General features: G+C 69.0%; 25 protein-coding genes. 10 read left to right on the top strand and 15 right to left on the bottom strand.

Annotated elements, in window-relative coordinates:
- The first annotated feature begins 26 nt into the window (after positions 1–26).
- Together JOF29_RS36070 and JOF29_RS36065 are read left to right on the top strand one after the other, a co-directional pair.
- On the top strand, positions 27–782 hold the full coding sequence (locus tag JOF29_RS36070; protein ID WP_209698826.1) for an SDR family oxidoreductase: 756 nt from the start codon (positions 27–29) through the stop codon (positions 780–782).
- 12 nt (positions 783–794) lie between these two features.
- A complete protein-coding gene (locus JOF29_RS36065) occupies positions 795–1,250 on the top strand; it encodes a MaoC family dehydratase (RefSeq protein ID WP_209698825.1) in 456 nt (151 codons plus the stop codon).
- A 55-nt stretch (positions 1,251–1,305) separates the two neighbouring features.
- On the opposite strand, the gene JOF29_RS36060 is transcribed toward JOF29_RS36065, so the two are convergent.
- From JOF29_RS36060 to JOF29_RS36050, 3 genes are all read right to left on the bottom strand, one after another.
- Positions 1,306–2,190: a GNAT family N-acetyltransferase gene (locus JOF29_RS36060; RefSeq protein WP_209698824.1), complete on the bottom strand. Its 885-nt coding sequence runs from the start codon at positions 2,188–2,190 to the stop codon at positions 1,306–1,308.
- A gap of 101 nt (positions 2,191–2,291) precedes the next feature.
- A complete protein-coding gene (locus JOF29_RS36055) occupies positions 2,292–3,194 on the bottom strand; it encodes a GNAT family N-acetyltransferase (RefSeq protein ID WP_209698823.1) in 903 nt (300 codons plus the stop codon).
- 192 nt (positions 3,195–3,386) lie between these two features.
- Positions 3,387–4,358, bottom strand: a complete 972-nt coding sequence (locus JOF29_RS36050) for a helix-turn-helix transcriptional regulator (RefSeq protein ID WP_209698822.1) — start codon at positions 4,356–4,358, stop codon at positions 3,387–3,389.
- 54 nt (positions 4,359–4,412) lie between these two features.
- Between JOF29_RS36050 and JOF29_RS36045 the strand changes: the two genes are divergently transcribed.
- Positions 4,413–4,988 carry a TIGR03086 family metal-binding protein gene (locus JOF29_RS36045; protein WP_245359801.1) on the top strand — a complete coding sequence of 192 codons (576 nt, stop codon included), beginning with the start codon at positions 4,413–4,415 and terminating at the stop codon, positions 4,986–4,988.
- Here JOF29_RS36045 and JOF29_RS36040 read toward each other — a convergent pair.
- Genes JOF29_RS36040 through JOF29_RS36030 form a run of 3 tightly spaced genes read right to left on the bottom strand, consistent with a single transcriptional unit; the run spans position 4,985 to position 8,115 of the window.
- Complete coding sequence (locus JOF29_RS36040; protein WP_209698821.1) at positions 4,985–5,737, bottom strand: SDR family oxidoreductase; 753 nt, start codon at positions 5,735–5,737, stop codon at positions 4,985–4,987. The genes JOF29_RS36045 and JOF29_RS36040 overlap by 4 nt on opposite strands.
- Entirely contained in the window at positions 5,737–6,957 is a 1,221-nt protein-coding gene (locus JOF29_RS36035) for an acetyl-CoA C-acetyltransferase (protein ID WP_209698820.1), read from the bottom strand. The genes JOF29_RS36040 and JOF29_RS36035 overlap by 1 nt, the downstream gene beginning before the upstream one ends.
- A 12-nt stretch (positions 6,958–6,969) precedes the next feature.
- Positions 6,970–8,115, bottom strand: coding sequence for an acyl-CoA dehydrogenase family protein (locus tag JOF29_RS36030; RefSeq protein WP_209698819.1), 1,146 nt, complete (start codon positions 8,113–8,115; stop codon positions 6,970–6,972).
- Positions 8,116–8,213: 98 nt separating this feature from the next.
- On the opposite strand from JOF29_RS36030, the gene JOF29_RS36025 reads away from it, so the two are divergent.
- Positions 8,214–8,813, top strand: coding sequence for a TetR/AcrR family transcriptional regulator (locus JOF29_RS36025; protein WP_209698818.1), 600 nt, complete (start codon positions 8,214–8,216; stop codon positions 8,811–8,813).
- Between the two features lie 40 nt (positions 8,814–8,853).
- Here the strand turns inward: JOF29_RS36025 and JOF29_RS36020 are convergent, their stop codons facing one another.
- Positions 8,854–9,423 (bottom strand): YceI family protein, encoded by a 570-nt coding sequence (locus JOF29_RS36020; protein ID WP_209698817.1) that lies wholly within the window; start codon positions 9,421–9,423, stop codon positions 8,854–8,856.
- A gap of 153 nt (positions 9,424–9,576) precedes the next feature.
- On the opposite strand from JOF29_RS36020, the gene JOF29_RS36015 reads away from it, so the two are divergent.
- Positions 9,577–10,035 (top strand): MarR family winged helix-turn-helix transcriptional regulator, encoded by a 459-nt coding sequence (locus tag JOF29_RS36015; RefSeq protein WP_209698816.1) that lies wholly within the window; start codon positions 9,577–9,579, stop codon positions 10,033–10,035.
- A gap of 1 nt (position 10,036) precedes the next feature.
- Here JOF29_RS36015 and JOF29_RS36010 read toward each other — a convergent pair whose 3' ends face one another.
- Entirely contained in the window at positions 10,037–11,404 is a 1,368-nt protein-coding gene (locus tag JOF29_RS36010) for an FAD-dependent oxidoreductase (RefSeq protein ID WP_209698815.1), read from the bottom strand.
- 83 nt (positions 11,405–11,487) lie between these two features.
- On the opposite strand from JOF29_RS36010, the gene JOF29_RS36005 reads away from it, so the two are divergent.
- Both JOF29_RS36005 and JOF29_RS36000 read left to right on the top strand, forming a co-directional pair.
- Entirely contained in the window at positions 11,488–11,928 is a 441-nt protein-coding gene (locus JOF29_RS36005; RefSeq protein WP_209698814.1) for a MarR family winged helix-turn-helix transcriptional regulator, read from the top strand.
- 41 nt (positions 11,929–11,969) lie between these two features.
- Positions 11,970–12,842 carry an aminoglycoside phosphotransferase family protein gene (locus JOF29_RS36000; protein ID WP_209698813.1) on the top strand — a complete coding sequence of 291 codons (873 nt, stop codon included), beginning with the start codon at positions 11,970–11,972 and terminating at the stop codon, positions 12,840–12,842.
- On the opposite strand, the gene JOF29_RS35995 is transcribed toward JOF29_RS36000, so the two are convergent.
- The 4 genes from JOF29_RS35995 to ettA form a co-directional block, all read right to left on the bottom strand.
- Positions 12,826–13,446: a dihydrofolate reductase family protein gene (locus JOF29_RS35995; protein WP_209698812.1), complete on the bottom strand. Its 621-nt coding sequence runs from the start codon at positions 13,444–13,446 to the stop codon at positions 12,826–12,828. The two genes, JOF29_RS36000 and JOF29_RS35995, sit on opposite strands and share 17 nt — an antisense overlap.
- Positions 13,443–13,961 carry an SRPBCC domain-containing protein gene (locus JOF29_RS35990; protein ID WP_209698811.1) on the bottom strand — a complete coding sequence of 173 codons (519 nt, stop codon included), beginning with the start codon at positions 13,959–13,961 and terminating at the stop codon, positions 13,443–13,445. Before JOF29_RS35990 ends, JOF29_RS35995 begins: the two co-directional genes overlap by 4 nt.
- Positions 13,958–14,293 (bottom strand): ArsR/SmtB family transcription factor, encoded by a 336-nt coding sequence (locus JOF29_RS35985; protein WP_209698810.1) that lies wholly within the window; start codon positions 14,291–14,293, stop codon positions 13,958–13,960. Before JOF29_RS35985 ends, JOF29_RS35990 begins: the two co-directional genes overlap by 4 nt.
- Positions 14,294–14,407: 114 nt before the next feature.
- Complete coding sequence (gene ettA / locus JOF29_RS35980) at positions 14,408–16,090, bottom strand: energy-dependent translational throttle protein EttA (protein ID WP_209698809.1); 1,683 nt, start codon at positions 16,088–16,090, stop codon at positions 14,408–14,410.
- Between the two features lie 130 nt (positions 16,091–16,220).
- Here ettA and JOF29_RS35975 point away from each other — a divergent pair, with 130 nt between their 5' ends.
- Both JOF29_RS35975 and JOF29_RS35970 read left to right on the top strand, forming a co-directional pair.
- The gene (locus tag JOF29_RS35975) at positions 16,221–16,712 is read left to right on the top strand and encodes a single-stranded DNA-binding protein (protein WP_209698808.1); all 492 of its coding nucleotides are present in this window, start codon (positions 16,221–16,223) and stop codon (positions 16,710–16,712) included.
- A gap of 81 nt (positions 16,713–16,793) precedes the next feature.
- Positions 16,794–17,411, top strand: coding sequence for an SRPBCC family protein (locus tag JOF29_RS35970; protein WP_307863861.1), 618 nt, complete (start codon positions 16,794–16,796; stop codon positions 17,409–17,411).
- Positions 17,412–17,443: 32 nt separating this feature from the next.
- Here the strand turns inward: JOF29_RS35970 and JOF29_RS35965 are convergent, their stop codons facing one another.
- Positions 17,444–19,123, bottom strand: coding sequence for a GTPase (locus JOF29_RS35965; protein WP_209698807.1), 1,680 nt, complete (start codon positions 19,121–19,123; stop codon positions 17,444–17,446).
- Positions 19,120–20,826 (bottom strand): GTPase family protein, encoded by a 1,707-nt coding sequence (locus JOF29_RS35960; protein ID WP_307863860.1) that lies wholly within the window; start codon positions 20,824–20,826, stop codon positions 19,120–19,122. Before JOF29_RS35960 ends, JOF29_RS35965 begins: the two co-directional genes overlap by 4 nt.
- A 1,630-nt stretch (positions 20,827–22,456) precedes the next feature.
- Here JOF29_RS35960 and JOF29_RS35955 point away from each other — a divergent pair.
- Positions 22,457–23,422 carry a hypothetical protein gene (locus tag JOF29_RS35955; protein ID WP_209698806.1) on the top strand — a complete coding sequence of 322 codons (966 nt, stop codon included), beginning with the start codon at positions 22,457–22,459 and terminating at the stop codon, positions 23,420–23,422.
- Between the two features lie 149 nt (positions 23,423–23,571).
- Here the strand turns inward: JOF29_RS35955 and JOF29_RS35950 are convergent, their stop codons facing one another.
- Entirely contained in the window at positions 23,572–25,290 is a 1,719-nt protein-coding gene (locus JOF29_RS35950) for a PrsW family intramembrane metalloprotease (protein ID WP_209698805.1), read from the bottom strand.
- Between the last annotated feature and the right edge of the window lie 52 nt (positions 25,291–25,342).

The following is a 25,342-nucleotide window of genomic DNA, read 5'->3' as shown; positions in this document are numbered from 1 at the left end:
GACCAGTTGACCGATTGGAGTGGTTGATGAGCGAGCAGCGGGTGGCGATCGTGACCGGGGCGGCCCGGGGAATCGGCGCGGCCGTCGCGCAGCGGCTCGCCGCGGACGGGAATGCCGTCGCGGTCATCGACCTCGACGAGGCCGCCTGCGCGGCGACCGTCCAGGCGATCACCGACGCCGGTGGCAAGGCGATCGCGGTCGGCGCCGACGTCAGCAGGTCCGACCAGGTCGCGGCCGCGGTCGAGCGGGTCGCGACCGAGCTGGGCGCGCCGACGATCCTGGTGAACAACGCCGGCGTACTGCGGGACAACCTGCTGTTCAAGATGTCCGAGGACGACTGGGACACGGTCATGTCCGTGCACCTCAAGGGCAGCTTCCTGATGTCGAAGGCCTGCCAGGCGCACATGGTCGGCGCCGGGTACGGCCGGATGGTCTTCCTGTCGTCCACCTCGGCGCTCGGCAACCGCGGTCAGGCGAACTACGCGTCCGCGAAGGCCGGCCTGCAGGGTCTGGCGAAGACGCTGGCGATCGAGCTGGGCAAGTTCGGCGTCACCGCGAACGCGATCGCGCCGGGCTTCATCGAGACCGACATGACGGCGGCCACCGCGGCCCGGGTCGGCGTCGACTTCGAGGAGTTCAAGAAGGCGACCGCCGCGACCATCCCGGTGCAGCGCACCGGCAAGCCGGAGGACATCGCCGCCGCTGCGTCGTTCTTCTGCAGCGAGGAGGCCGGTTTCGTCTCCGGCCAGGTCCTGTACGTCGCCGGCGGACCCCGCAACTGAGAGGGAGCGACCATGCCGCAGACCTTCAACGGCGTCGACGAGGTGGTGCATGCGGTCGGCACCACGCTCGGCGAGAGCGATTGGCTGGAGATCACCCAGGAGCAGGTGAACCAGTTCGCGGACGCGACCGGTGACCACCAGTGGATCCATGTCGACGTCGAGCGGGCCGCCAAGGGCCCGTACGGCGGGACGATCGCGCACGGCTACCTCACGCTGAGCCTGATCGCCCGCTTCGGCGACGAGCTGTTCAAGGTCGACGGCGTGACGGCGAAGCTCAACTACGGCGTGAACAAGGTGCGCTTCCCGGCGCCGGTCCCGGTCGGCAGCCGGGTCCGCGCCGGCGCCTCGATCTCGAACGCGGTGCAGACCCCGGCCGGCGTCCAGGTGTCGCTCAACTGGGTCATCGAGCTGGAGAACTCCACGAAGCCCGCCTGCGTCGCGGAAACCGTCGTACTCCTCGTCCCCTGACCCGTTACGTCCGACGATCCGAGGGTGCGCGCCACCGTTCTTCGGACGTAACGGGTCAGAGGGGGCAGATCAGGACGGCGTGCGTGGCGATCCGCTGGTAGCCGAGCCAGTCGTTGACGGCGAGCATGGGCGTGTTGCCGTCGTAGTTGGCGGTGTAGGCGCCTCGTACGCCGGCGTTGGCGGCACGGTGCAGGGCGGCCGCCTTCACCAGCTTCGCGAGGCCCCGGCCGCGGTACTCCGGCAGCGTCGACGTCATCTTGGACCAGATCATCGTGTGGTCGCCGAGGCCCAGCGTGAACGCCACGATCTCGTCGCGGTACGTCGCCGCCACGCTCACGTCGAGCACCGTGTCCTCGGACTGCCACACGGCGGCGAGCCACTCGTCGTACGGCCGCGCGGAGATCTTCGCGTCACCCGGCTTGGTGCGCTGGGCAACGACGTCGACGGCGTACAGAGCCTCCGGCCGTACGTCGGTGAGCACGACCAGGTCTACGGCGGACGGCGGCTCGGGCTGGTCCTGCGCCTGCCGCGGATCGATGCCCGCGTAGACCACCCGCCGCGTCTGCCGGTACCCGAACCGCGCGGCCCACTCGACCGAGGACGGATCCGCGAACACCCGGGCGGTCGTCGCGCCCGCCTCCCGCAGGTTCGCGTGCGTTGCCTCCAGCAACTGTGTACCGATGCCCCGGCGCCGGTGCTCCGGCCGGACCAGCAGCCGTAGCTCGCCGTCCAGCGGATCCGACCCGCCGATCAGCCCGGTCGTTGCCCATCCCACCAGTTCGCCGCCGTCGAACGCCGCGAACGTCGCCCTGCCCGGGACGACCGGTCCCGCAAGCCGGCGGGTCAGCATGCCCCGAGTGGTCACCAGGTAAGGCACGAGCGAGTCGTGCAGCGCAACCGCCTGATCGACATCCCCCGGTCCGGCCGCCCTGATCTCCATCCGAAACTCCTTGGGCACTCCAACAACGAGTCCCCCGGAATCTAACGCCCTTTCAGGTGCATACCGGAAGTCAACCCGTGACAGCCCATTACAGCTCTGTCTCAGAGGGTTCGCAGCAGGCCGAGTTCGGTCTGTACGCGGCGGTAGCCGAGCCAGTTGTTGACGGCAATCATCGGGCCGTTCTCGTCGTCGTTCGAGGTGTACGCCGAAGCGATCCCGGCCGCTGCCGCACGACGCAGCGCGGCCGACTTCACCAGCTTCGCGAGGCCTCGTCCCCGGTACCCCGGAATCGTGCCGGTCATGCCCGACCACATCCGGTCAACGGCGGTCTCGACCACGGTGAACGCGACCAGCTCGTCGCCGGCCATCGCACCGACGCTGAGCGACTTGTCCATCGACGGGCTGTTCCAGATCTCGTCGAGCCACTGGTCGAACTCGACGGCGTCCAGCGGCGAGTCGCTCGGCTCGTCCAGCGAAACGATCGTGTCGGCCGTGTACGCCGTCCGCGGGTCGACAGCGTCGAAGCTGACCAGCTCGATCCCTTCCGGCGTCGGCGGCTGCTCGGGCAGCCCCGTCAGCTCGAGGCCTGCGTAGTGCATCTGCCGGGTCCCGTCGTACCCGAGGTTGCGGGCGAACTCGAGACCATCGGGGTGCACGAACGTCCGCACCCGGACCGCGCCGACCTCGGTCAGGTGCTGGTGCAGCCGGTCGGCGAGCTCGCTGCCGATGCCCTGCTTGCGGTACTCCGGATGGACGTAGATGGTCACCTCGGACTGGCCGGGTTCGCTCGTCCAGACGTTCAGGCCGGCCGATCCCCAGGCGACCAGCTCACCATCGCGTTCGGCGACCAGCGGGAGGAACCGCTCGCCCGGCGACTGCACGGTGATCATGTGCCGGAGGGCAGCGGGCGACATCGCCTTGTACGGGTACACCACCCGACGTACCGCCGCCACCGCCTCCGCGTCGTCCGCCACGGCCTGCCGCACCACTGCCCGAGTCCTCATGCTCTCGGACCCTAACCAGCGTTCCGCACGCTCGCCACGCATTAAGAGACGTGATCGCGCGGGTCCCGTGATTCGGCTGTAGGGCGAACTCGTATTAAAGTGGCGCGGTGCTGTCGGACTGAATGCCCCGACCGCCGGAAGTGCCATCGTGGTTGCACGCGACGGGGTCACCGGCGGCGGGGCGTCCGCATCTCAGCCGTACGTCGCCACCGCGGCCCTGGCCAACTCCAGCATCCGGCCCCGCAGATCCTCCGGCGCCAGCACCTCCAGATCGCCCGCGAACCCGAGCAGTACGCCGCACGCCGCCTCCCTGACGCGGAAGTGCAACTGCAGGTGCGGCCACTCGTCGTCCGACGGCACAGCGCGCGGCACCTCCCCTTTGGCCAGCATCGGCGCACTGATCCGCCGGATCAGCTCGACCTTGTCCGGCCGGACCCGGACCAGTACGTCGACGCCCACCGGGACCTGTCGCTCAAGCCCGGACCGCAGGCGCTCCCACTCCGCACGCACGTCCAACTGGTCGGGCCGCGCCGCCGCCTCGTCCAGGAGGTCGGCCTGCTCGATCCGTGACACCCGGTACATCCGAGCGACCCCACGATGCGCCGCCACGAGGTACCAGCGGCCGGCCTGCTCCACCAAGCCCCACGGGTCAACAGTCCGGCGCTGCACGCCCTCACTGGCCGACGCGTACCGCAGCCGCACCCGGCGACGCTTCACGACCGCTTGCCGCAGTACTGGCAAGGCACCGGTGTCCTCGGCGTCCGAGAACCACCGGCGCCGGTCGACCACGATCGCCCCGGACAGCGCGTCCGCGTCGTCCTGAAGCTCCACCGGCAGCGTCGCGGACAGCTTGCCCATCGCGGAGTGCAGCGCGTCCTGCAGCCCGAGCTCGTCCGACAGCGCAGCCCGCCCCGACCATGCGAACAAGGCCTGCGCCTCCCGAGGCGTGAGCTCGCTGACATCGGCCCGGTACCCCGGCAGCAACACGCAGCCCCCGTTGCGGCCGCGCTCGGAGTACACCGGCACGCCGGCTGCGGACAACGCCTCCATGTCCCGCATCACCGTCCGCGACGACACTTCCAGCCGCTCCGCCAGCTCCCGCGCGCTCAACCGCTCATGCCGCTGCAACAACAAGATGATCTGCAACAACCGGTCTGCCCGCATGTCCCCAACGATATGGGACAGACGGTGTCGTATATATCTTGCGAGGATCTCCCCATGACCATCGTTGAGAACGACCCTCGCCCACTGTTCGTCCGCGCCCTCGACCAGACGCAGCAGCTCGTCACCACCACGGACCCCGAGCACCTCGCGCTGCCCACACCGTGCGACGACTACGACGTCCGTACCCTGCTCGGCCATCTGCTCTCGGTCGTCGCGCGGATCAACCTGGCCCTGAACGGCGGCGACCCGTTGACCATCCCGGTCGTGGCCACAGGCGTCGACGACGTACCGACCACGTGGAAGGAACGTCGCGTAGCGCTCGACGCAACCCTGACCGAGGACGCAGTTCTCGGCCGGACCTGCAGGCTGCCGTGGGGCACGCTGCCAGGTGCTGCCGCGATCGCCGGCTACACGGGTGAGCTCACGACGCACTCCTGGGACCTGGCCAAGGCTACGGGTCGTCTGAGCGCGCTGGACGATGCTGTGGCGACACAGGTCCTTCCGATGGTGCAGCGGTTCATCCCGGCCGGCCAGCGCGGCGGCCACGTCCCGTTCGGCCCGGTGGTCCAGGTGCCCGACGACGCATCGCCGTACGACCAGCTGGCCGCGTGGCAGGGCCGTCAGCCCTAGACGATCCCGCCGTTGAGGGTGAGGCCGCCGTCGATCGTGATGGTCTGGCCGGTGATCCAGGACGCCTCGTCGGACAGGAGGAACCAGACCAGTGACGCAACGTCCTCCGGCCGGCCAAGACGACCCAGCGGGTACGTCGCCGCGACCTTGTCCTCACGCCCTTCGTAGAGCGCTCCGGCGAACTTCGTCTTGACTACCGCCGGAGCCACTGCGTTCACCCGGATCTCCGGAGCCAGCTCCACCGCCAGCTCCTGTGTGACCCGCGACAGCATCGCCTTGGTAGCGCCGTACCACCCGATCCCGGGCGACGGCGCCAGTCCAGCCACCGAGGACAGGTTCACCACGGCCCCGCCGTGTGAACCCATCCACGCGTCCCGGCACGCCTTCACCCAGGCGATCGCAGCCAGCACGTTGGTGTCGACCATCTTGGCCGCCACCGCCGGGTCCACGTCCAGCAGCTTGCCGTAGATCGGGTTGATGCCGGTGTTGTTCACCAGCAGATCAACCGAGCCGTACGTCGCCACCGCAGCCGCGACCGCCGCACCGCGATGCGAGGGGTCTGCAGCGTTGCCCGCGATCCCAAGCACGTGCTCCCGGCCGCCCAGGGTCGTCACAGCCTCGTCGAGCGTCTCCTGGGTCCGCCCGGTGATAACAACCCGCGCACCGTCGGCGACCAGACGCTGGGCAACCGCCAGCCCGATCCCGCGCGAGGCTCCGGTGACGATCGCCGTCCGGCCGTCCAAGCTCATCAGCTGAGGCGCTCGAGCACGATCGCCATGCCCTGCCCGCCGCCGACACACATGGTCTCCAGGCCGAACTGCTTGTCCTCGAACTGCAGCCCGTTCACCAGCGTGGTCATGATCCGCGCACCGGTCGACCCGAACGGGTGCCCGAGCGCGATCGCGCCGCCGTGCACGTTCAGCCGGTCCTCGTCGATGCCGAGCTCGCGCGCCGACCCGATCACCTGGACCGCGAACGCCTCGTTGATCTCGACCAGGTCGATGTCGCCGATGCTCATCCCGGCCCGCGCCAGCGCCTGCTTCGACGCCTCCACCGGACCGAGGCCCATGATCTCCGGCGACAGACCGCTGACACCCGTCGAGACGATCCGCGCCAGCGGCGTCAGCCCGAGCTCCCGCGCCTTGGTGTCGCTCATGATCACGACCGCCGCGGCACCGTCGTTCAACGGGCAGCAGTTGCCGGCCGTCACCGTGCCGTCGGGGCGGAACACCGGCTGCAGCTGGCTGACCTTCTCCAGCGACGTACCGGCCCGCGGCCCGTCGTCCTTGCTCACGACGGTCCCGTCCGGCAGCGTCACCGGCGTGATCTCACGCTCGAAGAAGCCGTTGTTGATCGCCTTCTCGGCCAGGTTCTGCGAGCGGACGCCGAAGACGTCCTGGTCCGCGCGGCTGATACCGCGCAGCGTCGCGACGTTCTCCGCGGTCTGCCCCATCGAGATGTAGATGTCCGGGAGCTGCCCGTCCGCGCGCGGGTCGTGCCAGGTGTCGTTGGTCTCGGCGTACTTCTCCGTGCGCGCCACCGCGTCGGTGAAGACCGGGTTGAACGAGCTCGGGTCCCCGACCCCGGCCGACCCGAAGTTCTTGTACCGCGACACGCACTCGACACCGGCGCTGACGAAGATGTCGCCCTCACCGGCCTTGATCGCGTGGAACGCCATCCGCGCGGTCTGTGTCGACGACGCGCAGAACCGGTTCACGGTCGTCGCCGGCGTGTTGTCCCAGCCGAGCTGCACCGCGACCCGGCGGGCCATGTTCCCTCCGTGCTCGTCGTGCGGCTCCGCACACCCGAGCGCCAGGTCCTCGATCTGGTCTCCGGTCAGCCCGGCCTTCTCGACCGCCGCCTGGATCATCTGTACGGCGAGGTCGTCCGGACGGATCGTGGTCAGCGACCCCTTGTGCGCACGCCCGATCGGCGAACGCGCCGTGGACACGATGACTGCTTCAGGCATGACAGGTCCTTCCTAGAGGCCGAGGTCGCGGCCGATAAGCTCTTTCATGATCTCGTTCGAACCGGCCCAGATCTTGGTCACCCGGGCGTCGCGCCAGGCGCGGGCCACCCGGTACTCGTTCATGTAGCCGTAGCCGCCGTGCAGCTGGACGCACGCGTCCAGGATCTCGTTCTGCACGTGGGCGCTCCACCACTTCGTCTTCGCGGCGTCCACCGCGGACAGCCGGTCCTCGTCGTGCGCGACGATCGCGTTGTCGACGTACGCCTGGGTCACCTCGGCCTTGGTGACCAGCTCGGCGATCAGGAACTTGTTGTACTGGAACGAGCCGACCGGCTGGCCGAACGCCTTGCGCTGCTTCACGTAGTCGATCGTCTCGGCGAGGATCTGGGTGGCGTGCGCGATGTTCGACACCGCGGCGCCGATCCGCTCCTGCGCGAGCCGCTCCATCATGTGGATGAAGCCGCGGTCCACCTCGCCGAGGACGTTGTCGTCGGCAACGAAGACGTCCTCGAAGAACAGCTCCGACGTACCGGACTCGGTCTGGCCGACCTTGTCCAGCTTGCGACCGCGGGCGAACCCGCCCATCCCCTCCTCGACCACGAACAGCGTGATGCCCTTCGCGCCCTTGGACGGATCGGTGCGCGCGGCGACGATCACCAGGTCGGCCATGTCGCCGTTGGTGATGAAGGTCTTCGACCCGTTCAGCACCCAGCCGCCGTCGGTCTTCTTGGCGGACGTCTTCAGCGCGGCCAGGTCCGACCCACCGGACGGCTCGGTCATCCCGATCGCGGCGACGTACTCACCGGAGCAGAACTTGGGCAGCCAGCGCTGCTTCTGCTCCTCGGTGCCGAGGTCCACGAAGTACGGCGCGGCGCAGTCGTAGTGGATGCCGAAACAGCTCGACAGCGACGCGGAGACCTTCGACACCTCCTCCGCGAACACCGCGTTGAACCGGTAGTCGCCGACGCTCGATCCGCCGTACTCCTCCGGCACGTCCAGCCCGAGGAAGCCCTGTTTGCCGGCCTCCAGCCAGACGGCGCGGTCGACCGTCCTCTCGTCGAGGAACTGCTCCATCCGCGGCACCAGCGAACGGTCGCAGTACTCCTTCGCACTGGCCCGGAATGCGTGATGGTCCTCGTTGAAGATGACGCGGTCCATGGGGCCTCCCCAAGGCATGAGACAGATGGCGCTGTGTTTGACTTTTCCGCATCGCTAAGCGCTTGCTTAGCTTCACGCGTTTGGTGCAAGGTGTCAACGTGTCCGCAGTCACCGACCCCCTGGTCTGGGAGCACGTCCAGCCGGCCGCCGCACGCCGGCTGCTGACCGGCGCCGTCGACGCGTTCGCCGAGCGCGGCTTCCAGGCGACGACGACCCGCGACATCGCGTCCCGCGCCGGGATGAGCCCCGCCGCGCTGTACGTGCACTACCCGTCCAAGGAGCGCCTGCTCTTCGAGATCAGCCTGTACGGCCACAAGGCTGCCTTGGACGTACTGCGTTCAGCGGACACCGGGCCAACCCCCGCGGACCGGCTGCGCTCCCTCGTCGCCGCCTTCACCGCCTGGCACGCGGAACACCACACCATCGCCCGCGTGGTGCAGTACGAGCTGGCCGCGCTCTCCCCCGAGCACCTGGCCGAGGTCGCGACGATCCGCCGCGCCATCTCCACGCAGATCGAGCAGGTCCTCACCGACGGGGTCGCCCACGGTTCCTTCGCCGTGGCCGACCTACCCGGCACGACCCTCGCCGTACTCTCCCTTTCCATCGACGTGGCCCGCTGGTACACGCCTCATCGGGGCAACCCTGCCGCGCTGGGCAAGCTGTACGCGGACCTCGCGCACCGGATGGTCCAGGCATGACAGAACCCCGCACCACCGGTGCGGGGTTCGCCGGGGAAGATCAGGCCTGCAGGGCAGCCTGGATGTCGAGGTGGATGTCCACCTTGTCACCGATCAGCAGCTTGCCGCCCTCCAGCGGGACGTTGAAGTCGATGCCCCACTCCTTGCGGCTGATCGAGGCGGAGCCCTCGAAACCGATGATGGTCTGGCCGTACGCGTTCTGGTCGACACCGAGGAACTCGACCGCGAGCTCGATCGGCTTGGTGACGTCCTTGATAGTCAGGTCGCCGGCCAGCACGTAGTCGTCGCCCTCAGCCTTGATGGCGGTGCTGACGAAGGTCATCTTCGGGCTCTTCTCGGCGTCGAAGAAGTCGCCGGAGCGGAGGTGACCGTCGCGCTGCGCGTTGCGGGTGTGGACGGAGGCCAGCTCGACGGAGACGTTCACCACGGACTCCTCGATGGTGTCCTTGACGACGATCTCGCCGCTGAAGTCCTCGAAGGTGCCGCGGACCTTGGTCATCAGGTGCCGGACGGTGAAGCCGATCTCGGTGTGCGCGGCATCGAGGGCATAGGTGCCGGCAGCGAGGCCGGGGATCGTGCTGGTCAGGGTGCCGGTGGTGGTGTCGCTCATGAGGTCCTCTCGGGAATGTGATCCTACTGGTCGGGGGCGACGCAGCCTGGTTCAATAGTTAAAGCTTCAACCGATGACTACGACGGTAGGCAATAACAGTTTAAATGTCAACCACATTCCCGGTACACTGTACTCGTGACGATGGATACTGAGATGGACAGGGGGACTCGGTGGCTCGACGCCGAGCAGCAGCTGGCGTGGCGTGCCTACCTGCTGGGGACCGCACGCCTGATGGCGAAGCTCGATGACGACCTTCGTCAGTTCGGCGTGGGGATCAACGACTACGAAATCCTCGTCCGGCTCTCCGAGGCGCCCGACCGGCGGCTCCGGATGGCCGACCTGGCCGACCGGCTGCACCAGAGCCGGTCGCGCCTGACCCATACCGTCGGCCGCCTCGAGGCTGCCGAACTGGTCCGCCGTACGTCGTGCACGAGCGACAAGCGCGGCGTCTGGGCCGAGTTGACCGACGCCGGCTTCGCCCTGCTCGAGCAGGCAGCGCCGTACCACGTGGACGGCGTCCGGGAGAACCTGGTCGACCTCGCCACCCCCGACGACTTCGCCGCGGTCGGCCGGGTCTTCGACGCCGTCTCGGAGCACATCGGCCAGCGCTGACTCAGCGGCCGGCCGGGGCCGGGCTGATCTCCAGCGCCGTCTCGTCCCGGTCGGCGCCCCGGTAGGCCAGCATCGAGTCACGCATCCGCCGCTTCAACGGCGGTACGTGATTCACCGTGCGCAGCGCCGTACGCATGCCGGCCAGCGCCAGCCGGCCGATCACCGGCTTGTGGACCGGGTCGTCGGCGGTCATCTGGGCGCGCGACTTGATCACGGCGTCGAAGCCGTACTCGATCATCTTCGTCTCGTACTCACGCACAGCCGCGACCAGTTCGCGGCGGCCGTCGCGCACGTCGATCAGCGCGCGGCAGAGGTTCACGGCGTCCCGGAGCGCGGTGTTGGCGCCGACGCCACGGCCCGGCGTCATCGTGTGGATCGCGTCGCCGATCAGCGTGACGTTCGTACTCTCCCAGGGCTCCACCGGGACCGACGTCCAGATGTTCACCGGGAAGCACGTGCTCCGATCGGTGAGCTCGAACAGCCGGCGCAGGTTCGGGTGCCAGTCGGGCGTCAGGTCGAGCGCGACCTTGATCAGCTCGTCACCGGTCAGCTCCATGATGTTCGCGGGCAGCTTGTCCCGGGTCGCCGACAGCCCCCAGTTGATGTAGTCGCGGGTGTTGTCGAACTGCAGCCCCGGCCAGCGCCGGATCAGCTCCTCGGTGTTGCCGCCGATCCCGTGCTTCACGTGACCGTCGCGGTCCCACTGGAACTCCATCACGTGGATGATGCAGAACAGCCCGCGCGGTGCGTTGATCATCGAGATGCCCTCGAACACCTTCGGCGACACCAGCTTCGCGCTCTCGTCGGTGATCGGCAGCTTCCCCGCGAGCGCCACGATCCCGGTCTCCTCGGTCTTCGCCTGCGGCAGGTACTGCCGGCGTACCCGCGATCCCGAGCCGTCGGCGGCAACCAGCAGGTCCCCGGTCGCCTCGGTCCCGTCGGCGAAGTACGCCGTCACGTGGTCGTCGTACTGCTCGAAGCGGGTGAACTCCTTGCCGAACTCGACCACGTCCTCGAGGCCTGTCAGCAGCACCTGGCGGAGCGTCATCCGGCTGATCGACTTCTCGCTCTCGACCGGTTCCGTCGACGGCGGAACCTCCATCGACAGGACCTCCTTGAGGTCCTCGGTGAGCATGTTGAAGTACTTCGGGTCGCGCGCCTTCGTCGCGACGAACGTGTCGTACAGCTCCGGCGGCAGCAGCGAATGGAGTGCGCGGCTGCCGTCCGGGTCGATCCCGACCCGGTAGCCGTGCAGGCCGTCGGTGCGCAGCGCGTCGCGCTCGAACACCGCCACCTCGATCCCCGCCCGCAGTAGACCGTGCGCCAGCGCGAGTCCGCCGGTCCCGCCACCGATGACCAATACCTTCATGTTCTCTCGTCCCTTCAAGTATCTTGGTTCTTCGAGTATCTTGGATATCCGAGAGAAATGCAAGCCCTATGCTGAGGCGGACCATGACAAGTTCCCGCGAAGAGCTCACCGGAGAGATCCAGCAGCGCATGATCCGGCTGATCGCGGAGGTGGTGCTGTTCAACCACGCGATCTCGGCGAAGGTCGGGCTCGGCGCGAGCGACTCCCAGTTCATGACGCTGCTGCGGACGTACGGACCGCTGACCCCGCGGCAACTCACCGAGCACACGGGTCTGACGTCCGGCACCGTCACCGGCGTCATCGACCGGCTCGAGGCGCACGGCTTCGTCACCCGCCAGGCCGATCCGGCCGACCGCCGCAAGGTCGTCGTCACGCCGTCGCTGGAGGCGATCAACGAGCAGCTCGCGCCGCTGTACGCCGACCAGGGCAACCGGCTGGCCGGCGTACTGGCGACGCGCACCGTCGAGGAGCTCGAGACCATCGCCGCGTTCCTGAACGACTCGGTCGCTGAAGCCAGGAGCTAAAGCGATTGAGGGCGGCGGCGTCGTCGGCGAATCTGCTGGACGTGACCGAACTTCATCAGGACGGCCGCGCCGGTATCGATGCGGCGCTGGTACGGCGACTGATCGCACAGCAGTTCCCGCAATGGGCCGACCTGCCGGTGACGCCGGTCGCGGTCGACGGCTGGGACAACCGGACGTACCGGTTGGGTCCGGACCTGACCGCCCGGCTGCCTACGCACGAGAGCTACGTCGCAGCTGTGGACAAGGAGCACCAGTGGCTGCCGGTGCTCGCCCCGCTGCTGCCGGTCGAGATTCCGACAGCCGTCGCGAAGGGCGCACCGGGCGAGGGCTACCCGCACCCATGGGCGATCCGTCGCTGGATCTCGGGGACGACCGCATCACCTGAGTCGGTCGCGGACCTGGAGGCCTTCGCGCGGGAGATCGCGGAGTTCGTCCGCGGGCTGCAAAGCGTCGACGCGACCGGCGGCCCGCTCGCCGGCGCACACAGCTTCTACCGGGGCGCCTCGCTGGAGAACTACCACGACGAGACGGTCGACGCCCTTGCCGTACTGAAGGGCAGGATCGACGCGGATCTCTCCCGCGAGGTCTGGGACGCCGCACTCGCCGCGTCGTGGGACGGACCACCGGTCTGGTTCCACGGCGACATCGCCGCCGGCAACCTCCTGGTCCGCGACGGCCGGCTCTCCGCGGTCATCGACTTCGGTACGTCGGGCGTCGGCGACCCGGCCTGCGACCTGGTGATCGCCTACGGATTCTTCTCCGGATCATCCCGCGCCGCCTTCCGGGACGCAGTACGGCAGGACGACGCGACGTGGGCGCGTGCTCGTGGATGGGCGCTCTGGAAGGCCCTGATCACCGACAGCCTCCCGATCGTCGAAGCCGTCCTGGCCGACCACGTCACACAAACTGACTGACGCCTTCGTACTCCCCGACGGCAGCGGCGCCGACGCTCTCGTACTCGAGCACGAGGAGACCGCTCGGCGTCGCTTGCTGCGCCGTGAGCCGCAGCCCCGCGGCCTCGCCAGAGTGCTCGAACAGCCTTCTTCCGGATCCGATGACCGTTGGCGCAACCACCAACCGGACCACATCGACCAGCCCTGCCCTCAGCAGTGCGTTACCCAGCCTTGCGCTGCCGTGGATCTGCATCTCGTTGCCCGCCTGCTCCTTGAGCGCTCCGACACTCGCCAGGTCCCTGATGATGGTCGTCGGTCGCCAACTTCCCTCCGCCAGCGTCGTGCTCACAACGTACTTCGGCAACGCGTTCATCCGCTCGGTGAACGGGTCGTCCGGGTCGGTGATCTGCGGCCAGTCGCGAGCGAAAGCGTCATACGTGCGCCGCCCTAGGAGCAGGGCGTCCGCATAGGCGAGCCAGTCGACGGTCTGCCGCACGAAAGCCTCATCGATGTACGGCACCAACCAGCCACCCCGGTTGAAGCCGCCGCTAGTGTCCTCAGTGGGCGACCCCGGCCCCTGGCTCACCCCGTCGAGCGTGACGAACTCCGTCAGTACAAGCTTCATCTGGACCCCTCAAACCCGGCGGGCGCTTCGGCGCCGACGCCCTCGACGAGCGCGGCAAGCTGCCCGGTGACTGTGCCCCAGCCGTCGGCGAACCCGATCTCGGCATGCCGGCTCCGACTGGCCGGATCGCCGTGCCGGGCGATCATCCGGTAGTCCGTACCCTCCGGATGCTCAGCGAGAATTACCTCGACCGTCACCGCGATCGGCTGCGGATCCGCGGGACGCCAGCTGCTGGCAATCGCATTCGTGAACGCGATCCGCTCGAACTCGTCGGCCGCCAGGACAACCGCGTCGAGGTGCGGGACGAACCGGGTGCCATCCGTGCTGTACTGCGACACCATCGCGCCGCCCGGCCGCATCTCCAGCCGCTGCACCCGGCAGACCGCCGGCGCCGGCACCCACCACTGCGCCAACCGCGCCGGATCGGTCCACGCCCTCCACACAGCGTGGCGCGGCGCGCGGATGACCCGCTCCACGACCAGATCAAGCTCCGGATCAAACTCCCCGAGACTCACAAGCTCTCCTCTTCATCGATAACAAAGCGCTCCAATCGGTCGGTCCGGCCCTCCCAGGTCCGGCGCTGCTCGGCCAGCCAGTCGTCGACCAGCGCGAGCCGCTCCCTGTTCAGTACGCAGGTCCGCACGCGGCCGACCTTCACCGTGCGGATCAGTCCGTTCGACTCCAGCGTCCGTACGTGCTTCAGGAACGATGGCAACGTGATCGGAAACTCCTCCGCGAGCTCCCCCACGCTTGCCGGCCCGCGCCCCAGCCGCCGGATCACCCGACGCCGCGTCGGGTCGGCCAGCGCGACGAACACGCCGTCGACCTCCGCCGAATACTGTGCCATGCGACTAAGTATTGCGTGCCTCGAATACTTAGCGCAAGAGATAACTATTGGCCGCCGCAACGCAAAGGACCCCGCCTCCGGTGGGCGGAGACGGGGTTCTTTGGTACGACGTACTCAGTCGCGGGTGAGCTTGCGGTGCGTCACCCGGTGCGGGCGGGCCGCATCCGGGCCGAGGCGCTCGACCTTGTTCGCCTCGTACGACGCGAAGTTGCCCTCGAACCAGAACCACTTCGCCTCGTCCTCGTCCGTACCCTCCCAGGCCAGGATGTGGGTCGCGACGCGGTCCAGGAACCACCGGTCGTGGGACACGACCACCGCACAGCCCGGGAACTCCAGCAGCGCGTCCTCGAGCGACTGCAGGGTCTCGACGTCCAGGTCGTTGGTCGGCTCGTCGAGGAGCAGCATGTTGCCGCCCATCTTCAGCGTCAGCGCCAGGTTCAGCCGGTTCCGCTCACCGCCGGAGAGTACGCCGGTCGGCTTCTGCTGGTCCGGTCCCTTGAACCCGAACGAGGCGACGTACGCCCGGCTCGGCATCTCGAAGTTCGCGACCTTGATGTGGTCGAGGCCGTCGGACACCTGCTCCCAGACGGTCTTCTTCGGGTCCAGGCCGCCGCGCGACTGGTCGACGTACGAGATCTTCACCGTCTCGCCGAGCTTCAGCGTGCCCGCGTCCGGCTGCTCCTCGCCGACGATCATCCGGAACAGCGTCGACTTGCCGACGCCGTTCGGGCCGACCACACCGACGATGCCGGCCCGCGGCAGGCTGAAGCTCAGCCCGTCGATCAACTTGCGGTCGCCGAATCCCTTGACCAGCTTCGAGGCCTCGAGCACGGTGCTGCCCAGCCGCGGACCGGCCGGGATGTTGATCTCGTCGATGTCGAGCTTCCGGTTGCGCTCGGCCTCGGCCGCGAGCTCCTCGTAGCGCGCCAGCCGGGACTTGCTCTTGGTCTGCCGGGCCTTCGCGTTCGACCGGACCCACTCGAGCTCGCGCTCCAGGATCTTCTGCCGCTTGGCGTCCTTCTGCCCCTCGACCACCAGCCGCTGCTGCTTGGTCTCCAGGTACTTCGAGTAGTTGCCCTCGTAGCCGTACGTCCGGCCGCGGTCGAGCTCCAGGATCCACTCGGCGACGTTGTCCAGGAAGTACCGGTCGTGGGTGATCGCCATGACGGCACCCGGGTACTTCTGCAGGTGCTGCTCCAGCCAGAGCACGGACTCGGCGTCCAGGTGGTTGGTCGGCTCGTCGAGCAGCAGCAGGTCCGGCTGCTGGAGGAGCAGCTTGCAGAGTGCGACCCGGCGGCGCTCACCACCGGAGAGGTTGTCGACGATCGCGTCCGGCGGCGGGCAGCGCAGGGCGTCCATCGCCTGCTCGAGCTGGGCGTCGATGTCCCACGCGTTGCGGTGGTCGAGCTCGGTCTGCAGGTCACCCATCTCGGTCAGCAGCGTGTCGTAGTCCGCGTCCGGGTCGGCCAGCTCGGCGGAGATCTCGTTGAAGCGGTCGAGCTTCTGCTTGGTGTCGCCGACACCCTCCTCGACGTTCTCCAGCACGGTCTTGCCCTCGGACAGCGGCGGCTCCTGCAGCAGGATCCCGACCGTCGCGTCCTCGGCCAGCCGGGCCTCGCCGTTGTTCGGGTGCTCGAGCCCGGCCATGATCTTGAACAGCGAGGACTTGCCGGTGCCGTTCGGGCCGACCACGCCGATCTTCGCGCCGAGCAGGAAGTTCAGCGTGACGTTGTCGAGAACGACCTTGTCGCCGTACGCCTTCCGGACGTTGCGAAGCGTGTAGATGAATTCCGCCATACCGCAGAGCCTATGTGCTCCGCCTACCCGTTTCCCAACCGGTCGTCCACAGGCCCGAACATCATCCGCCCGATCACCCCCCGATCGGTGCACCTTCTCCGTCGACAACCGCGAACGGAAGGCACCCACCATGAGCCTCGGCGACACCTACATCACAGTCGTGGGCAGGATCGGCAGCGAGCCAGACTTCAAAGAGCTCCGGCAGACTCCACAGGTCAGCTTCCGGCTCGCCTCGACCCCACGCCAGTTCGAGAAGGCCCTGAACACCTACGTGGACAAGCCGACCACCTGGTACACGGTCGAGTGCTGGCGAGCGCTGGCCCGCAACGTCTTCGAATCGATCGGGATCGGCCATCCGGTCATCGTCACCGGCCGCCTCAGGACCCACGAATGGACAGACGACTCCGGCGAACAACGCAGCCGCGTCATTCTCGAGGCCTTCTCCCTCGGCCACGATCTCAGTCGCGGTACTGCGGCGTTCCGCAAGAACGCACCGCGCTCCGAATCGTTCGAATCTGCCCGACAGGCACCCGAAGTGACCGCCACGCCGTTTCCGCCCGACGAGTTCTCCGCGACCCCGCTGCCCCTCGCCGCGGAACACCCGGCCGCGGAGGCGGCATGACTATCTCATCGTTGACTTATATAAGCCCTGATCGGCATTCTGGGGACCTACCCAGCAGCCGACCAGAAGAGGGAACTACCCGTGATCGACATCCTCGAGCACCTCAACGCGGTCCAGCGCGAGGTCAGCCGGACCGGCGAGACCGTGACGGTGCTGATGCGCCGTACCTACCGGGCCGAGCCGGCGGAGGTCTGGGACGCCCTGACGGACCCGGAGCGGATGCGCCGCTGGTTCATGCCGGTCAGCGGCGACCTGCAGGTCGGCGGCTCGTTCCAGCTGGAGGGCAACGCCGGCGGCGAGATCCTCGAATGCGATCCCCCGAAGCGCTTCAAGGTGACCTTCGGCGGCCCGAACAGCCTGCTCGAACTGCGGCTGCTCCCCGGCGCGGACGTCTCGACCGATCTCGAACTCGAACACTCGATGGACGAGGCACCAGCCCCCGGCGGCGCCGGCGCCCTCTGGGTCGGCCCCGGATGGGACGGCGGCCTGCTAGGCCTCGCGCTCTACGTCACCGGCGAGCTCCCGGCAGACGCGGACCCGACCGCAATGGCCAACTCCGCCGAGGTCGTCAAGTACAACGAGCACTGCGTCCGCGCCTGGATCGACGCCGTCCGCGCCTCCGGCACCACCACCGAGGAGGACCTCCTCAACGCCGCCAAGATCTCGATGTCGCAGTACGCGCCCGACGCCGAACTCTGACCCTTCGGAGCGCACGCCGTCCGCCGTTCGCCTTACCGGCGAGCGGTGGCCAGGCTGTCGCGGCACTTGGTGTACGCCGCGAGCTCGTCGCGCGCCGGCGCCACAACGTGGCTGTCGGCAACCTTCTCCAGCTCTTCACGGAGCGCCTTCGACACCTGCCGGGAGCGCCGCAGCGCCCCATTGGTAGCGAAGACCCGGCAGAGGAAGGCGAGCACCAATCCCAGGACGGCACCACCGACCAGCATGATCCAGGCGTACGGGATGCCGTTCCACTCCGGCAGCGGCGGATCGTTCAGGTGCGCGATTCGCGTTACCAGCAAGGCGATCAGCCACGCGGCACCACCGAGCGTCACCAGGAACAGCAGCCACTGGACGATCCGGGCGAAACTCCACCAGCCCGGAGTGCCGGACACCCCGAGGTCGGTCCGCGCGACCGCCTGGTCGAGCTCGTCCCCGAGCGACTCCTCGCGCCGCCGGATCGCCGTCCGTACCGAGTCCGCCCACGGCCGCGACAAACCATCGGCGGCCTTGTTCGTGATCGTGCGCACCGCGGCATCCATCCGGGCGCGCTGCACCGGAGTTGCCGCAGGCAACGAAGACCGCGCGATCGCAACCTCACTGGACGCCGACTTACGCAACGCCTTGCCCTGCTCGCGAGACACCTGGTCGCCGTGCAGCCGCCGCAACGGATCCGGCCGGAACCGCCCGAGCCACTTCGTCAACGGCCATCCCGTCGCCGCGCCGGCGCGCTGGAGGTACGAGCGCCGGACGGCATCCGACACCACCGTCAGCCCGCTCGCGTCCGACAGCGACTCGACGAGCTCGGTGACGTCGGCCTCGGCGATCTCCGGAGTCTTCGCACTGCCGCACTGACTCGCCATCCGATCCGAAACCCGGTCGACGTCGGCCGCGAGCCGCTCCCGCGCGGAGCGCTTGTTGCTGACCCGCTTGACCAGCAAGGAGCGAATCTCTTCCAGCCCGTCACCGCTGACCGCCGAGGTAGCAACGATCGTCGGCGACTTGAGACCGTCCGACTTGATCAGCCTGTCGAGGTCTTCGAGGCAGCTCTTCCGCTGCTCCGGCGTCAGCTTGTCGATGTGGTTCAGCGCGAACACCATCACCCCGGAATGCGAGGCGAACGGTTTGATGTACCGGTTGTGCAGCGCCGCATCGGCGTACTTCTGCGGGTCCACCACCCAGATCAGCAGGTCGACCAGCTCGACGAGGCGGTCGACGATCAGCCGGTGCTCGACCTCGGTCGAGTCGTGGTCGGGAAGATCCAGCAGGACCAGGCCGTCCAGGTCTTCGGAGTGCGCGTCCTCGAGCGAGCTGCGGTGCTGGACCTGGTGCCGTCGCGGAATACCCAGCCAGCTCAGGACCTCACCGGAGGGTTCGTCACCCCAGACGCAGGCGAGCGGCATCGAGCTGGTCGGCCGGCGGGTTCCGATCGCGGCCAGGTCGAGCCCGGTCAGCGCGTTGAACAGCGACGACTTCCCGGAGCCGGTCGCACCGGCGAGCGCCACCACCGTCAGGTCGCCCGACATCCGCAGCCGTTGCCCGGCGCGGTCGACGATCTGCGCGGCTTCGGTGAGCACCACCGGGTCCAGCCGGCCGTCCGCTGCCTTGGCCGCTACCTCGAGCGCGTCAATCTTCGTCAGGACATCGGTCTCCGCCCGGGCGGGCGTCTCGACCGTATCCACTGTTTCCGTCACGTGCAGTCCTCCACCGCGCGCGCGGCCTCGGTCAGTTGCCTGGCCGTCTCGGCGTCGACCGGATGCCGGTCAAGGACGGCCAGATAGCGGGCGAATTCGGCATCCATCAGGGCATGAACCTTACCGTCAAGATCCTCGCGTGCCTTGTCGACCATGCCCTGAACTGCCTTGTCGCCGAAAACTGCCTCCAGCAACCGCTGCCCGACGACCGCGCTGCCCGCGCCGGTGCTCGCCTGAGCACCCTTCGGGATGCCGGCCGCACTGGCGAACATCACCACCATCAGCGAGAGGCCGAGCCCGTTGACGCCGTACTCCAGAATCTTCGCCGTCGACTTCTTGTCCGCGCCTTCCTTGCGGACCAGGTCGAGTACGAACGCCTGCCATTCCCGCACCGTCCGGCTCGCGGCGGCCGGGAACTGTTCCGACAACGTACCGAGCGACGGCACCACATCGTTGCCACCGGCACCGGCCTTCCCAGCCGGCCCGGCAGATTTGCCGCCAGAGGCAGGGGTGGCGCTCTCGGCATCCGCAGCGGCGAGCAACTGGCGTCCTGGGGCGGTGCCTTGCCACGTCGTCTCGGCCCGTTCCGCCGCAGCGGTCGCATGCTCGCTCAGCAACGACTCAAGCCCGGACTGGATGGCGTCGCTGACGTCCCGCGTCTCGGCCGGCTTGTTCCCCAGCGAGTTCTTCAGCCGGTCGCGCAACCGCCCGCCGTTGGACTGCAGGCCCCTCAGCAGTTCGCCGGTCCCGACGAACTGCTGCCACCGGGCCAGCACCTCGCCGCGCAGCAGCGTCCCGTCCTGGCTCGCCTTCGCGATGTCCTTGACGCCCTGGTCGTACGCCGACTCCACAGAGGACCGCAGCTCGAGAGCCGTATCGGCCTGCGCCCTGACCGCGGCCGCGAACGGCGGGGTCTTCTTCACCATCGCGCTGACCGCACCCTGCAGGGTCCGGCGTACGACACCCGCCCGAGCCTCGGCGTCGGCCGCCAGGTCCACCAGCCAGTCCTTGATCCCGGCAACAGCCGGCGGCGGCAACATCCCGTTGCCGTCGACAACCGTCTCCTGGATCGAGAACAGCGGCGAGTCACCCAGCCCGCGTTCGAGCAGCATCTGCGCGAGGTGCCCGGTGATGTCGTCGATCGTCTCGCTCGGCGCGCGGTCCAGCACCACCGCAACCGCAGTACTGCGGTCCGACGCGCTCTGCAGGAACTCCCACGGGACCGCGTCGGAGTACCGCGCCGCGGTCGTGACGAACAGCCAGAGATCGCCGGCCGCGAGCAACTGCGTCGCGAGATCACGGTTCGCCTCGACAACGGAGTCGATGTCCGGCGCGTCCAGGATCGCCAGCCCACGCGGCACACTGTCAGCCGCAACCAGCCGCAGCTGCCCCGCGTCCTCCATACCGCCCGGCTCCTCGGACGCGGTCCGCGCCATTCCCGGCAACACCCGGTCCCCGACGAACCAGTCCGCATCGGCCGGGTGATGAATCAGCACCGGCGACCGGGTCGTCGGCCGCAACACCCCCGGCTCACTGACTACCTTCCCGATCACCGTGTTCACCAGCGTCGACTTGCCGGCTCCCGTAGACCCACCAACCACCGCAAGAATCGGAGCTTCCAACTGCACCAGCCGCGGCAACAAGTAATCGTCCAGCTGATCCAGCATCGCCTTCTGCTGCTGCCGAGCCTCATCAGCCCCCACCACTTCCAGTGGCAACCGACTCCCCGCCAGTACTCCCCGCAACTTCATCAAAGCCGTAATCAAAGCCATAGCAGCCTGCTCAGCCGCCACCTTCGCCGCCAGCTCCTCCGCAGTCAGCTCCGGCTCATCCCCCGCAGCCTCCCCACCATCCTGCCCCGCACCACCACCTGCGGCCCCCTCACCAGCACGAACCGCATCATCCGCCGAGCCCTCGGTACCAGCACCCGCGGCACCGACCCCACCATCCGCCGGGCTCCCGGTGCGATCCCCCGTGGTCTCCACACGATCCGCCGGGGCCTCCGCGTCCTCCGCCGGACTCTCCACACCGTCGGCCTGGGGCTCTGCGTCGTCCGCCGAAGCCTGGTCCGCTACGGCCTCTCCGTCGGCCGCGCCACCGGCAGCCTCGCCGGCTGCTGCGCTGTCGGACGGGTGGTTCCCCTCAGCACCATGCGACGGCAGCTCGGATCCACGATCACTCGCAGCGTGCCGCCCAAGCTGTCCCCCCGCCGCGCCAACGCTGTCCCCACCGTCCGCCTCCTCAGCGGACACGGTGTCAGCACCACCAGCGCTTCCAGCGGATGCGGCTCCAGAGCCGACTGCTCCTTCGATCTCCGAGCCGCCCGAGCTATCCGAACGAACCTCCGACGGGTCGACCGCCACCTCATCAGCGCCGTCAGCGCCATCAACGCCTGCGTCGGCCCTGGCAGGGTCGGCCGGGCTATCTCCAACATGTACCGCTGCAGAGTCGGCCGTCGCCCCATCGGAGCGCTCCGACGCACCGCCCGAGGCGTCATCGGCAGTCTCGCCGGCATCAGCGTGCACCGGATCGGACGCGTCCGCACCAGCCCCGCCCTCCACCGAGCCAGCCGCACCCACACCATCCGCTGGGCCGACAACCGCGCCGGACGCCTCAACCACCGCGCCACCCACCTCGGCGGCCGTCTCATCTCCGACTGAGTCGGCCCCGGAGGTCGCACCATCTGCCAGGTCGGTCCCGGCGTCGTCGGACCTACCGCCTGCCGGGTCAGCTGCCACGGTCGCGCCTTCGACCCGATCGGCTCCGGCCACGGCGGTCGCATCGCCAGCTGGGTCGGCCCCAGCTGCGGCGGTCCCACCGCCTACCAGGTCGGTTGCCGCGGTACCACCGCCTGCAGGGTCGGCTGCGGCGATCCCACCGCCCGCAGGGTCGGCTGCCGCAGTCCCACCGTCTGCTGGGTCGGCTGCGCCGATCCCACCGTCTGCTGGGTCGGCTGCCGCGGTCGCGTCGTTTGCGGGGTCGGTTGCCCCGTCGGTGGCATTTGCCTGAGCGGGGCCGACTGCACCGGAGGCGTCGTCTGCTGAGTCGGGCGAGGCGGTGCTGGCTGCCGATTTGGGCGCGGCTGCGTCGTCGGCGTCGGCCGGAGCTTGCGTGGCCGGGTCTGCGGCGCCGGGTGAGGAGGCTGCCGGGACTGTGCGGTCGGTCGTGGGCTCGGACGGGTTTTCGGTCGAGGGTGGCTGGTTCGGCTCCTTCGGGAGGCCGACGATGATGTTGCCGTACTCGAGGGGGAAGCCGTCCGGGGACTCGTCGGGCTCGTAGACGATGCCTACGGGCGGACGGGAGGGGGTGTCGCGGGGGGTCGGGGGTACGGCGGTGTCGTCTGCCGTTCGGGTTGCAGGACCGCTGGCCGTCGGCGTACCGGTCGAGGCGTCACCGCTCGGCGTGGTCGTCGTTCCGTTCGCCGATGAGGCGTCGGTGGGCTTGGCAGGTGTGTCTGGGGTTGAGTCGGCTGTGTCTGCTGTCACGCGGGTGTCGGTCGCGTCGGCGGGCTGGGCGGTCTCCGCGGTGTGGGCCTGCGGCTGGCTGGCCGGATCGGCGTCGGTTGCGGAGGGCGCACTGTGGGATGCCGTGACATCTGCAGTGTCAGCTGCGCTCGTGGTCACTGCCTGGGGGGCGACCGAATCGCTAGCTGCAGCCGGGCCGGTGGCTGAGTCAGTGGCTGCGGCTGAGCCGGCATCGCTGGCCGGGCCTGGGCCGCCAGCTGGGTTGGTGGTGTCGGTCGCGGCCGCGCCGTTGCTGGAAGCGGGAGTGCCGCTGGAGGCCGGGGCATCGCTGGACGTGGAAGTCCCGGGGGGCGCGGGGGTGCCGCTGGAGGCCGGGGCATCGCTGGACGTCGAGGTCCCGCTGGGCGCGGGAGTGCCGTTGGACGCCTGGCCGTCGCTGAACGTGGAGGTCCCGCTAGACGTGGGGGTCCCGCCGGGTGCGGAGGCGTCGCCGGACGTGGGGGTGCCGCTGGGTGTGGGGGTGGCTGCCGCCGGGGTGGTTGAGGCGGGGGTGGTGGCAGCGGTGTTTGTGGATGGGACGGGAGTGTCTGCGGGACGCGTGGTTGAGGGGGCCTCGGGGGATTTGGCTGCTTCGGGCTGGGGGGTGCTGGAGCCGGGTCCGGACGACGTGGTGCTGGTGTCGGGCTCGGAGGGTGGCGTGTTTGAGGGGCCCGTGGCGGGGGTCGTGTCCGCGGGGGGTGTGGGGTCGGCGGTGCGTTTGCGGCGGCGGCGCCAGAAGCCGCGGGGTTTGGGGGTGGACTGGGCGATCAGGTTCGCCAGCTCCTGGGCAGGCTGATCCTGGTCCGGAACCCGCGGTTCCGAACCTTCACCTGCTGCTGACCTGGTGTCAGCCACGACGTCCACCCACGAGCACAGAGTGCCCGGTCGGACAGCGCAGAAGCAAAGTCATCGTCATCCCCGTTTGGCGGCGTGGACGGGTGGCAGTCACTGCGGTGGTGGGTACGGACCGTATCCTCCCGGCGGTCTTTGCTGGCCGGGGGGTCCCGGCGGGTATCCAGGCTGACCCGCTTGCTGGCCGGATTGCCCGGCCGAACGCCCCGAACGCTCGGGCGGAACCACGTCCTGCGAACGCGCCTGCTCCCCGTCGGGAGTACCCGGACCGATGGGGTCGACGGGTGCACCCGGGGCCGCTGGCCCACCCGGACCCATCGGCGTACCGGGACCCATCGGCGTACCGACGCCCATCGGGCCGACCGGTCCGCCGAGGCCTATCGGTCCACCAGGGCCAATTGGCGCATCCGGGCCCATCGAGGCGCCGGGACCCATTGGCGCACCCGGGCCCATCGGGGCACCCGGGCCCATCGGGGCGCCGGGACCCATCGGGGTGCCTGGGCCCATCGGGGTGCCGGGAGGCATTTGGTTGCCTGGGGCCATGGGGGCGGCGTAGGAGGGGGCGGCTTGGGCGAAGGCGGGCATGGGGGGGAACGGGACGCTCGGGCGGCGTTGGCGGAGTTCGTCGAGGAGGGACTTCTCGGTTTCGAGGGCGTCGGGGCCGATCACCTGGCGGACGATCTTGTCGCGCAGGTACGCCAGCTCGGTCGCGTTGTGCTGGAACGCCTTCGCCGCGGCCTCCGCCTGCGGGCCGTACCGGCGGGCGTTCTGCCGCAGCGCCTTGCGGCCGCGGAGCGTCGCGATCAGCGGTACGTCCTGGGGTATCAGCCAGCCGAACCGCACGTAGTCGTACAACCGGGACGCGATCATCTGTCCCTCCCGTGATCGCATCACCAGCGCGAACACCACCAGGCAGATGAACAGCGGCACCATCAGGCACAGGTACGCGAGGATGAAGCCGCCACCGCCGGCCCAGCTCGCGGACGCGTTCCACGCGGCGTGCGCCAGTACGGCGGCCAGGTACCCGACGACCGGCGCCAGGAAACGGACGACCGTACTTCGGTGCCGTACCGCCACGCCGATGCCGATCGCGGTGAACGACGTGAAGAGTGGATGCGCGAACGGCGAGATCAGGCCGCGGACGACGAACAGCGCGAACGCGCCCTTCAGGCCGACGTCACTGCCGGCCTCTTGGGAGAGCGTGTTGAAGACGCGGCCGTAGTACAGGATGTTCTCGGTGAAGGCGAAGCCGACGCCCACCATCCCGGCGTAGACCAGGCCGTCGATGATGCCGTCGAACTCCTTGCGGCGCAGCAGCGCCAGCAGCAGGATCACCGACCCCTTGGCGAACTCCTCGACAGGCGGCGCCACGAAGACCGCGGACCGGTCGCCGCCGACGCCGGTCTCGGCCAGCCGGTGCGACACCTCGGTGTTGATGAAGATCGCGACCAGTGTCGCGATGAAGGCGCCCCAGCAGAGCGCGAAGACGATGTACCGGGTCGGCTCGGGCTCATACCGGTCCAGCCAGAGGTACAGCGCGATCACCGGAATGACCGGGACGAACGCGAACACCAGGCCCCAGCGGAAGCCGCCGGCGCCGGTCGACTTGGCCACCACGCCGAAGATCACCAGGCCCGCGATCGCGAACACCACCGCGATCACGATGCCGATCAGTACCCCCCGGTTCCGCCGCTGGCCGGGCACCGGGTGAGCCCCGAGCGCACTGGGCTGCGGGTAGGGGCCGCCGGGCGGGTACGCCGGCCCAGCCGCGGGTTGCGGCGTGCCGGACGGGCCTGGTGAGGGGTAACTCATGCACCGCAGCCTAGTTGGGGTCAAGATCCAGCGGCAGGACCACCCACTCAGC

The organism is Kribbella aluminosa (genome assembly GCF_017876295.1).
GTDB lineage: Bacteria > Actinomycetota > Actinomycetes > Propionibacteriales > Kribbellaceae > Kribbella > Kribbella aluminosa.
This window is presented reverse-complemented; position numbering and strand designations above follow the sequence as displayed.